This window comes from Myxococcaceae bacterium JPH2 (genome assembly GCA_016458225.1).
In the GTDB taxonomy this organism is placed as follows: domain Bacteria; phylum Myxococcota; class Myxococcia; order Myxococcales; family Myxococcaceae; genus Citreicoccus.
In genome coordinates this window covers 195918-205836 of sequence record JAEMGR010000023.1, presented here as the reverse complement: position 1 = coordinate 205836, position 9919 = coordinate 195918, and the positions used below count along the sequence as shown (strand labels likewise).

The following is a 9919-nucleotide window of genomic DNA, read 5'->3' as shown; positions in this document are numbered from 1 at the left end:
GCGTCGTTCGCGGAGACGGACGCGAAGGGCTTGAAGTCCACCTGCCAGGAGCCCGTGGGGATGTCGAACCTGTGCGGCGTGCGGTCCACGGCGAGCGCTTCGATTTTGTGGCCAGCGCCATCCGCGTTCAGCACGCGGCCGTAGGCGAAGATGGGGTCCTCGGGATTTCGCTCGCAGCCAGCGGCAAGGCTCAACAGGGCGAAGGGCAGCAGCAGTCGGGGGGTGGACACGATTTTGCTCCAACACCGCGGGCGCCTCGCGGTGTCACTCGCTCCCCACGATTCTTGTCCAGAGGGCCGCGCGCCCCTCCCTTTCGTCCACGGACCGACGTCCTTTCCACCTCCTGCCCTCGGAACGTGTGCGCCACGACACGGGGGGACTGCCCCCAAGTCCTGTCGGACTGGAGGTTTATGGGGTGGTGTCCCTACCCTTTTCCACGCCGGATGAAACGCGACCCAGCCCGCGCGTGTCGGCGTGAAGAAGGAGGACGCTCCATGCGCTCGCCCAAGTACGCGCTGCTCATCCAGGGCCTGGAGCACATCCTGGCCGGACGTCAGGCGGAGGCGGCCGAGGCCCTGGCGCTGCTGTACACGCGGCTGGATGTGGCGGCGGAGCCGGAGGACCTGCACTACGTGCTGTTCGCCACGGCGCTGTCCAAGCGGCTCGTCGGCGGCGAGGGCGTGTTCAACCCCTACCTGCGCCCGGACTCGAGCGCGGGCATGACGCGGCAGATCGACCTGTTCCGCATGCTCGTCACGCACATGCCGCTGGCGTCGGCGGCGGACGCGGTGGCGAACACGGTGCTCGCGGGCTTCCTGCGGGGCCACGACTCCGCCACGTTGCTGGACGTGGGCATCGGGCAGGGGCGGCAGATGCGCACGCTCTTGCGCCTGCTGGCGCGCGAGGGCGCCCTGCCGCGCCGGCTGACCGTGGTGGGCGTGGAGCCGAGCGGGGTGAGCCTCGGCCAGGCGGGCGCGGCCGTGGCCGAGGTGGCGGCGGAAGTGGGCGCCTCGGTGCGCTTCGTGCCGATGGAGCGCCCCGTCGAGGCGGTGGATGACGCGACGTGGGCGGAGCTGCGCGCGGTGCCTCGGCCCTTGGTGGTGAACGCCGCGTTCGCGATGCACCACATCGCGGAGACGACCCAGCGCGCGGGCGAGGCGCGAGACCGGGTGCTGCGGCGGCTGCACGGCCTGGGGCCGCAAGGCCTGGTGATGTGCGAGCCCAACGTGGACCACCACCGCGTCCCCCCGCGCGAGCGCTTCTTCAACGCGTGGAGACACTTCACGACCGTCTTCCACCTGTTGGATTCGCTGGATGTGCCCCGAGACGAGCGGGCCGCCATCAAGCGATTCTTCGGGCGGGAGGTGGACGACATCGTGGGGACCGTGGATGACCCGGAGCGCTGCGAGCGCCATGAGACGGCGGGGGCCTGGTGGGAGCGACTGCGCCGCGCGGGCTTCGCGCCCCTGAAGGGCCTGGAGCGCCTGCGGCCCGAGGGCGTGCACCCCGCCGTGAAGCTGCGGCCGGAGCCCGGGGTCGTGGGCATCACCTACCGCGACGAGTCCGTGGTGGCGGTGCTGTGCGCCACGCCGCGAGGAGGCCTGGGATGACGGACGAGACCGGGCTGGACGCGCTGGCGCGCCGCGTGGTCGCCCGCTGCCGGGACGTGGGCGCGCGGCTGGCGCTGGCCGAGGCATGCACCGGGGGGCTCATCGCCGCGCACCTCACGGACGTGCCCGGCGCCTCCGCCGTGCTGGAGCGCGGCTTCGTGCCCTACTCGCACGAGTCGAAGGTGGAGCAGCTCGGGATGTCCCTGGCGTTGCTCCAGGCCCATGGCTCGGTGAGCGCGGAGGCCGCGCGCGGCATGGTGCTGGGCGTGCTGGAGCGCTCGCGCGCGGACTGGGCGCTCGCGGAGACGGGCATCGCCGGGCCCACGGGGGGAACGGAGGCCAAGCCGGTGGGGCTCGTCTACCTGGCCCTCGCGCGCCGGGGCGCCGAGCCCGAGGTGGAGCGCCACATGTTCCCGGGAGACCGCCGCGCGGTGCGACGCGCCACGGCGGCGCGATGTCTGACATTGCTCATGGAGCGGCTCGCCGTGGATTCGTGAACGCTCGCACCTCCCCTCGGCCGCCTATCCGGGGACGACCTCATCCTTTATCCTGAGTCGGTTATGCCTGCAAAACCGTAAAATCCAGACTGAAAGGAGAGCCGCGATGTTTCAGGTCGAAGTGGACGGGCAGCACGCCATCGTGGACTTCGTTCTCGATGGGTACGTGCGGGTGGATGAGATGCAGCGGTTCGTCCTGGAGCTGAAGGTGGCGACCGACTCGCTCATGGGGCGTGAAATCAAGATCAAGGCGGACGTGCGCACGTTCAAGCCCGCGTCGCCGGAGGCGGCGGACATGATTCGCCGCGTGCAGGAGTACGGAATCCGCTCCGGGGTGAAGCGGGTGGCGGAGCTGGTGGAGAGCCAGATTGTGGCGCTCCAGCTCAACCGCATCGCGCACGAGAGCGGGACGGACAAGATTCTTCGTCGCTTCTGGCAGGAGTCCGCCGCGCGGTACTGGCTCCTGCACGGCGACGAGGAGGGCGCAGGCGCCTCGTCGGAGCTGTGAGCGGGGGGCGCATGGCTCAGCCGCCCACGCGCGCGAGCGCGGGCATCAGCCGGTACTCGCTCCGGGTCGGGATGCCCCGCGCGGTGGCGAGGCGCAGGAGGGCGAGCCCCTCGACGAACACCAGGCGAAGGGTCCGCGCCTCGGCGGAGGGCGCCAGGCGCAGGGCGGCCAGCTCGTCGCAGTGGGCCTCGTGCTCGCGCCCGCGTGCCTCCAGCGCGGCATCGAAGGACTCGGCGTCCTGTCTCACCAGCGCGTGGCACACGGCGAGGCGCGCGTCGGGGGCGGACTCCAGGCGACCCCAGCGGTCGAGCAGGGCCTCGAGCGCCGCGGTGGAGGGGGGGGCCTCCAGGACGAGCTGGTGGAGGAAGTGGGCGTAGAGGAAGTCCTCCTCGTACTCCTCCTCCTGGAGCCAGACCCGCGAGGACAGGCGGGCCAGCTCGCGCGCGAGCGAGTCGTGTCCCGAGGCCAGCGCATCGCAGAAGGGCTGAAGGTGGCTGGTGCCCGTGAAGCGCCCCCCACGACCGCCCTCGCGGGCCGTCATCAAGAGCTGGCGCCGCGCCTCCGCCGAACGCGTCAGGTGGGCGAAGAAGCCGCGCGTGTCCGTCTCCGTGCGCAGCAAGGCGATGGCTAACATCTGCTCATGCAATGAGACTTCGTGAAGCAGCCGGATGTGGGCGGCGTCGTTCGCGGGGACTTGCAGGGCTTCGCTCCGCAAGTCCAGCTCGTAGCGCAGGTGGAGGACCAGGGCATTCAATGGGGCAACCGCTGACCGCCAATCCCTGACGTCTCGAGCCCGCTCGTGCTCCAGTGAGGGAGCGCGCGCTGGGAGGGGCATGGGTGACTCCTTGGCAGGAATCCAGATTATCCTCGAAATGGATGTCTGCCCATTCCCCCGCCCGAAAGGGCAATCACGCGTCAATCACTATCGGACACTTCTTCACGCCGCGCTGGAACTCGACTCGGGAGGGCGTGAGACGCCCTGGGCCGTGATGCGCATCGTGCGGATGGAGTGAAAGCCATCCTCCAAAGCCAGATGCGCCCGCCACAGGAGCACCACGCGCTTCTCGTCCGGCTCCAGGATGACCGTGTCGAGTCGGACGTCGGGCTGTGCGTCCTCCGCGCCCGTCTGCTCCACCGTGATGACGGGAGTCGCCTGCGCGGGGAGGGAGAAGCCGAGGCGACCTTGCGGTGTGGCATTCACCAGCATGACGGCCTCGTCGCCGCGCAGGTAGCCCGGCGCCACGAGCCCCGGCGCGCCCGCGTTGAAGAAGCGCCGGTCGAAGTCGGTGGGCAGCAAGGGCTTGCGGCTGGTTTCCCAGGCCTTGTCATACGTGCCCGCGAGCGCGGCCCGAGGCTGCCAGTGCGGCGAGGTGAAGCCCACGCCCATCGGCGTCACGCGCTGGCCGAACTCGCGCAGGGGCTGCGCGGGATCCTCCAGGTTGGGCAGCATCAGCCCTTCCTCGAAGTTCCGCGGGCTGGCGCGGAAGCCCACGCCCACGGGGTTGCGGGGCTCGAAGCCGTGCTTCTTCGCGTCCGCGTCGCTCTTGTCCCAGCCGCCGAAGGCGCGCTCCCACGTCAGCGGGAGCTTCTCGAAGGGGAGGGGCTGCGTCATGCCCACGCGCCCCAGGCTGCGGAACCAGGTCCGCTCGCCCACGACGCGCAGGGCCTTCTTCACGGGCCCCACCTGCACGGCCACCAGGGTCTCGGTGTCGCCCTTCTTCTGGGTGTAGCCATGGCCGATGAGGACCACGTCCGTGGCGGGCTTGAAGAAGGCGCACTCGGGCTCGTACTTGTCGCTGGACTCGCCGGGCTTGCCCCAGGGCTCTCCCGCCCACTTCACCGGCTCTTGCTTCGCGGCGAGCATCAGGCGGCCCTCGCTCAGCAGGTACGTCGCCTTGATGAGCAGCAGCAGGAGCGGCCGGCCCTCTTCGTCGGCGCAGCCCATGAACTCGCAGACGAAGGGCGTCTCGTTCTCGACCGTGGGGTGACCCATCCCACGGTTCTAGCACTGGCGGTGGCGGCCTCGCGCGTCAGCCCATGCGCCGCAGGCTGGGGAGGTCCTCGGGGCGCAGGGCCCAGCGCGGCAGCTCGGGCGGCGAGGCACGCGTGCCCACCTGCGTGGCGGGGAAGCCCTCCAGGAGCGCGCCGTCCGGGAAGACGGAGCGCTGCTTCACCAGGGCGCCCGCGCCCACGTGGCAGCCCCGGCCCAGGCGCGAGCCGTCGCAGAGGATGGCGCCCGGCTCGATGACCGAGCCCGCGCCGATGTGGCAGCCATGGAGCATGCACCCCGGCCCGATGATGACGCCGTCCTCCAGCGCGAGCATCGTGTCCGGCAGCAGGTGCAGCACCGTGTTCTCCAGAATCTGCACCCGCGCGCCAATCCGCACCGGCCCGTGCGCATCGCCGAGAATCTTCACGCCCGCGCCAATGATGGCCCCCGCGCCGATGACGACGTCCCCCATCACCTCCGCGGAAGAGAAGAGCGTGGCGGTGGGATGGATGAAGGGGTGCTTGTCTTGAAAGGCATACAACTGTCCCATGGGTGCATCCTCGACACGGTCTCTCGCGGAGAAGGCGGTGAGTGGCTGATAGGTGAGGCTCAGGCCTCCCTCACGCTGCCGTTCCACGCGGAGCAGGTCCTCGGGGTTGGCGCGGCGGATGATGCGGCCCGGTCTTCCCACCACCACGGACTGGTCCGGGACGGACATGCCGGGCGGGATGACCGTGCCTTCACCGAGGAAGCAGCGATCGCCCAGCGAGGCGCCGGGCAGCAGCACGGAGCCGTGGCCCACCTCGCACAGATGGCCCACGCGCGCGCCGATGACGAGGCTGCGGTGTCCGATGACGACCTTCTCGCCCACGGTGACGGGCCGCTCTGGCGTGCCCACCATCACCGCGTTCTCGAGCAGCGACGAGCCCGCGCCCAGCTGCACGGCGCCCCCATGGGAGCGCACCACGGCCCCCTGCGCGATGACGGCGCCCGGGCCCACGTGCACGGTGCCGAGCAGGCGCGCGGACGAGGCGAGGGTGAGGTGGTGGGCCCCCGCGGCGGGCAAGGGGGCGGGGGCGGGAAGTGGGGCGCTCATCGTGCAGGCAAGCTACACCCGCCGCTCTGACTGAGGCGCCACCCCCCGGCGCAGTATCTCTGTCCACGTGACGACTGCGGGTGCCCTCGCCTGCGGGGAATCCCCTGGACGGCCTGCCAGGCAGGCCCCTCCTTGGACCTCGTCGCGCGCGCGTCAGCCCAGGGGGAAGTGCTCGTCGCTGGACGCCGTTTCGCCTTCCTGTAGGAAGGCTCAGGGAGGCAGTCCTCATGGAAGACACAACCCCGGTGAACGGGACGACCGACGTGCCCGTGCACTCACCGAGGCAAGCGCCCGAGGGCTTCGTCGCCCTGGTGCGGGAGGCCCTGCGCGGCACCCACCTGGACCTGACCCAGCTCCCCTTGAAGCGCGCCATCTTCCTCCTGGCCGTGCCCATGGTGCTGGAGATGGTGATGGAGTCGGTGTTCGCCGTGGTCGACGTCTTCTTCGTCGGCCGGCTCGGGGCGGACGCCGTGGCGACGGTGGGGCTCACCGAGTCACTGCTTACCCTGGTCTACGCGGGTGCGATGGGGTTGAGCATCGGCGCCACGGCGATGGTGGCGCGGCGGGTGGGCGAGAAGAACTGGGACCGGGCCGCGCGCACCGCCGTGCAGGCCATGGGGTTGGGCGTGGTGCTGGCGGTGGTGTTGGCGGTGGCGGGCGTCATGTTCGCGCGCCCGATGATGCAGGCGCTGGGTGCTTCGCCGTGGGTGTTGGAGCACGGCGTGCCCTACACCCAGGTGATGCTGGGCGGCGTGGTGAGCATCCTGCTGCTCTTCCTCTTCAACGCCATCTTCCGAGGCGCCGGCGACGCGGCCATCGCCATGCGGGTGCTGTGGTTGGCCAACGGCGTGAACATCCTGTTGGCGCCGTGTCTCATCTTCGGCGTGGGGCCCTTTCCGGCCATGGGCGTGGTGGGCGCGGCCTGGGCCACGACGATTGGCCGAGGCATGGGCGTGCTGTACCAGCTGTGGAGATTGGTGCGGGGCGACGGGCGGCTCAAGCTGCGGCGCGAGCACCTGCGGCTGGAGTGGGAGACCGTCACGTCGATGCTGCGGTTGTCGGGCGCGGCGGCGTTCCAGAACCTGGTCAACATGTCGAGCTGGGTGGTGTTGATTCGGCTTGTGTCTGGCTTTGGCAGCACGGCGCTGGCGGGCTACACCATCGCCATCCGGTTGGTGATGTTCGCCATGCTCCCGGCGTATGGACTGGCGAACGCGGCCTCCACGCTGGTGGGGCAGAGCCTGGGCGCGCGTCAGCCCGAGCGGGGCGAGCGCGCGGTGTGGATGGCGGGGCGGTACAACACGGTGTTCCTCGGCTCGTTGGGGCTGCTCTTCTTCGTCTTTGCCACGCCGATCCTCCACTTCTTCTCGCAGGAGCCGGAGGTGGTGAAGCAGGGGGTGATTGCCATCCGAATCTTCAGCCTGTTCTTCCTCTGCTGGGGCTTCGGCATGGTGCTCACGACTGCGTTCGACGGGGCGGGTGACACCCTGACGCCCACGCTCATCAACGTGTTTGGGTTCTGGCTGCTCGAGCTGCCGCTCGCCTGGGTGCTGTCTCGGCCGGTGGGGCTGGGACCGGAGGGCGTATTCATCGCCGTGTCCGTGTCCTTCGCCTTCATGGCGGCGGCGAGCGTCATCCTCTTCCGCCGAGGACGCTGGAAGCTGCGGGTCGTGTAGCGCCTCGGGGCGACTCGTTTTCGCTGGAGGACGGCTCGGGTCAGCAGGGATGGGCTGGACCCGGGCCGGTGACCTCCGTGAACTTCGCGCCGGTGATGCCAGCGTGCTCCAGCGCCACCTTGACCTCCTCGGATACGATCAAGGCCACGGTCCAACCCCAGGGGCGGAAGACCGTGGCGCCTTCCGCCTTCGCCGGGTCGATGCGCATCCCGGACACCGACGAGTACGTCCCCACCTTCTCGGGCATTCCGTCCTCCGGGGTCCAGTAACGCACCTCCTCGCTCGCGGGATCGTCAATGCACGTGAGCGCCAGAACCAGTTGAGCCTTACGCTTGGTAACGCACCTCCTCGCTCGCGGGATCGTCAATGCACTTCACGAGTCGGGTCGCGTTGAGGATGAAGTGCTGGGTGGGTTGGGCGTCGAGCTCCACCGGAATGAGCTGCACATCCCCGGGTGCCAACTCGGTGAAGAGGTCGGCGACACGTGCGTGGACGACGGGGATGCTGAAGGCTGCGTGGGAGTAGTCGAGCGGTGTGCCGGCGAGCTTGATAGGGAGCCTGATGCGCTCGTTCGATGGCGCCTGCTGCCCGATTCTGAATTGCCACGGGTCCTCGAGCTTGCGGCCTTCCTGATCGAGAGGGTGCCCCAACTCCCACCGGCCGGAGCGGTACACATCATCGGTCAACTTGAAGAACCGTTTCGGCATGAGGCCATCCTTCCGTCATTCGGTCCCAGTCACCAGCCGGTTGATCCTGGTGCCCTGTTTGGAGATCTCGCGTGCCAACACGGCGAGGATCTTCGTGAGGGCTTCACGGCAAGCTGTCGCCACCCTGCGAGCAAATTCCAAACGGTGTCTATCCCGAGATAGGCGATGAGGCAGGCGGTCAGGGTCGCAGCCACGCCTTTGCTCACCGGCTCGGGCAGCAACCAGAGGCCGAGGTATACAGACATGGCCGTGATGAGGGAGTTCCGCACCGCGACCGGGTCCATCATCTTTCCCAGCGCCTCTTGGGGCTCATCCATGACTGAGCCCAGGGCAAACTGGAGGGCCAGCGTACGCTTGGCCTCGTCGCCAAGCGTGGGGCCGTCTTCCAGCAGATGCAGGCAGTCTCGGATGTGCTGAGTTCGCTCGCACCAGCGGCCATAGGCGCGCGTGAGTTCTGAATCCGTTTCCGGCCTCCATGCCGCAGTCGATGGGAGATGAGCGCGGTATGTGTCCTGGCCTGAGCCAACCGATACGAGACCGATGTGTCCTCGTGCGCCTGTGTACTCATCATTCAGCCGGGACCCGAACAGTCGCCGAGCGTCTGAGAGAGGCTGCGCGGATCCGCGCACGTCTCGGCCCAACTTCACAATGGCTTCCTTGAAGTCGTCTGCATCCAGTTTCGCGGGCCCTCTGTCCGAGCGTGGAGCGAAGGGGATGGGTTTGCCCAGGCCTGCGTCGAGACGCACGGCTCTTGTCGCGCTACTGCACCCAGTCAGAATGACGAGCAGGAGGAGAGTCGACCCTCGAGGCATCATGCGAAGCCCTCCTGGCGCGGCCCCTCGCGCGGAAGCGCATCGGTGGCACATGCGCTGGCGATACCAGACAGAGCTGACAGGCGCTCCTGGCTGGCACCGGTTGTTGAGGAGTGAGCAGGTGGGGCGTCCCACAACTCCAATAGGGCCGCGTCGGAGGGACTCGAGGGACTCAATGAGAACATTGCGGTAGGGCACGGGAATCGAATCCGCGAGGACGCTGGAAGCTGCGGGTCGTGTAGCCCGAGGCCCGCCCGACGAGGGGCGGCCCGCCTGGATGCGCGCTTCAGGTTTACTTCGGACCTGGCGGGCACACTGTCTCCATGGCCGGGAGTCCCTCGTGAGCAGCCGACCCATTCTCGTGGTGGAGGACGATGCCCAGCTCGGTGCGCAGGTGGTGGACCACCTGCACCGCGCTGGCTTCCAGACCGAGTGGTGGCGCGAGGGACGCCGCTGGCCCATGGGCGAGTCCGCGCCCTGGGAGCTGGTCATCCTGGACCTCATGCTGCCGGGCACCTACGGGTTGGATCTGCTGAAGGATTTGCGGGCCGGCTCGGATGTGCCCGTGCTCATCCTCAGCGCTCGCGCGGATGCGGGAGACCGGGTGCGCGCGCTGCGGCTGGGCGCGGATGACTACCTCACCAAGCCCTTCTGGCCCGACGAACTCATCGAGCGCGTGCGTGCTCGGCTGCGGCGGCCCATGCTCCAGCGCGAGGGCGAGCACGTGCGCGTGGGGCCGGTGCGCTTGGATCCGGTATCGCGCACCGTGGAAGTGGACGATGTGCCGGTGGAGCTGACGCGCGTCGAGTTCGAGCTGCTGGCGGCACTCGCCCGGCGCGCGGGTTCGGCGGTGAGCCGACGTTGGTTGGTTGAGCATGCATTGGACCCGGAGCGTGAGGGCACGGAGCGCACCTTGGATGTCCATGTCTCGCGCCTGCGCAAGAAGCTGGGTCACGAGGGGCTCATCGAGACGGTGTGGGGCATTGGCTATCGCTTCGCGGTGCCCGGGAGCGACACGTGAAG

9 protein-coding genes and 1 pseudogene are annotated in these 9919 nt (G+C 69.2%); 5 read left to right on the top strand and 5 right to left on the bottom strand.

All coding sequences use genetic code 11. The annotated features are described in order from the left end of the window. Positions 1–230, bottom strand: a 230-nt coding sequence (locus tag JGU66_28520) for a hypothetical protein (protein MBJ6764731.1), incomplete at its 3' end; no start/stop codon positions are given. A gap of 264 nt (positions 231–494) precedes the next feature. Between JGU66_28520 and JGU66_28515 the strand changes: the two genes are divergently transcribed. From JGU66_28515 to JGU66_28505, 3 genes are all read left to right on the top strand, one after another. Further along, positions 495–1610: a GAI protein2C gene (locus JGU66_28515; GenBank protein MBJ6764730.1), complete on the top strand. Its 1116-nt coding sequence runs from the start codon at positions 495–497 to the stop codon at positions 1608–1610. Further along, on the top strand, positions 1607–2107 hold the full coding sequence (locus JGU66_28510; GenBank protein MBJ6764729.1) for a CinA family protein: 501 nt from the start codon (positions 1607–1609) through the stop codon (positions 2105–2107). The genes JGU66_28515 and JGU66_28510 overlap by 4 nt, the downstream gene beginning before the upstream one ends. A gap of 106 nt (positions 2108–2213) precedes the next feature. Beyond that, on the top strand, positions 2214–2615 hold the full coding sequence (locus JGU66_28505; GenBank protein ID MBJ6764728.1) for a hypothetical protein: 402 nt from the start codon (positions 2214–2216) through the stop codon (positions 2613–2615). A gap of 16 nt (positions 2616–2631) precedes the next feature. Here JGU66_28505 and JGU66_28500 read toward each other — a convergent pair whose 3' ends face one another. The 3 genes from JGU66_28500 to JGU66_28490 form a co-directional block, all read right to left on the bottom strand. Beyond that, on the bottom strand, positions 2632–3369 hold the full coding sequence (locus JGU66_28500; GenBank protein ID MBJ6764727.1) for an immunity 49 family protein: 738 nt from the start codon (positions 3367–3369) through the stop codon (positions 2632–2634). Positions 3370–3552: 183 nt separating this feature from the next. After that, a complete protein-coding gene (locus JGU66_28495) occupies positions 3553–4608 on the bottom strand; it encodes a DUF2169 domain-containing protein (protein MBJ6764726.1) in 1056 nt (351 codons plus the stop codon). Positions 4609–4645: 37 nt separating this feature from the next. Then, on the bottom strand, positions 4646–5701 hold the full coding sequence (locus tag JGU66_28490; protein MBJ6764725.1) for a UDP-3-O-(3-hydroxymyristoyl) glucosamine N-acyltransferase: 1056 nt from the start codon (positions 5699–5701) through the stop codon (positions 4646–4648). Positions 5702–5928: 227 nt separating this feature from the next. Between JGU66_28490 and JGU66_28485 the strand changes: the two genes are divergently transcribed. Beyond that, positions 5929–7377, top strand: coding sequence for an MATE family efflux transporter (locus JGU66_28485; GenBank protein ID MBJ6764724.1), 1449 nt, complete (start codon positions 5929–5931; stop codon positions 7375–7377). Between the two features lie 40 nt (positions 7378–7417). Here JGU66_28485 and JGU66_28480 read toward each other — a convergent pair. Further along, a pseudogene (locus tag JGU66_28480) lies at positions 7418–8084 on the bottom strand (hypothetical protein). Between the two features lie 1089 nt (positions 8085–9173). On the opposite strand from JGU66_28480, the gene JGU66_28475 reads away from it, so the two are divergent. Further along, the gene (locus JGU66_28475) at positions 9174–9917 is read left to right on the top strand and encodes a response regulator transcription factor (protein MBJ6764723.1); all 744 of its coding nucleotides are present in this window, start codon (positions 9174–9176) and stop codon (positions 9915–9917) included. The last annotated feature ends 2 nt before the right edge of the window (positions 9918–9919 follow it).

Bases quoted from the DNA above. Each gene is read 5' to 3' on its own strand.
- JGU66_28515 (MBJ6764730.1), top strand. From the start codon at position 495: ATGCGCTCGCCCAAGTACGCGCTGCTCATCCAGGGCCTGGAGCACATC.
- JGU66_28510 (MBJ6764729.1), top strand. From the start codon at position 1,607: ATGACGGACGAGACCGGGCTGGACGCGCTGGCGCGCCGCGTGGTCGCC.
- JGU66_28505 (MBJ6764728.1), top strand. From the start codon at position 2,214: ATGTTTCAGGTCGAAGTGGACGGGCAGCACGCCATCGTGGACTTCGTT.
- JGU66_28495 (MBJ6764726.1), bottom strand. From the start codon at position 4,608: ATGGGTCACCCCACGGTCGAGAACGAGACGCCCTTCGTCTGCGAGTTC.
- JGU66_28490 (MBJ6764725.1), bottom strand. From the start codon at position 5,701: ATGAGCGCCCCACTTCCCGCCCCCGCCCCCTTGCCCGCCGCGGGGGCC.
- JGU66_28485 (MBJ6764724.1), top strand. From the start codon at position 5,929: ATGGAAGACACAACCCCGGTGAACGGGACGACCGACGTGCCCGTGCAC.
- JGU66_28475 (MBJ6764723.1), top strand. From the start codon at position 9,174: ATGCGCGCTTCAGGTTTACTTCGGACCTGGCGGGCACACTGTCTCCAT.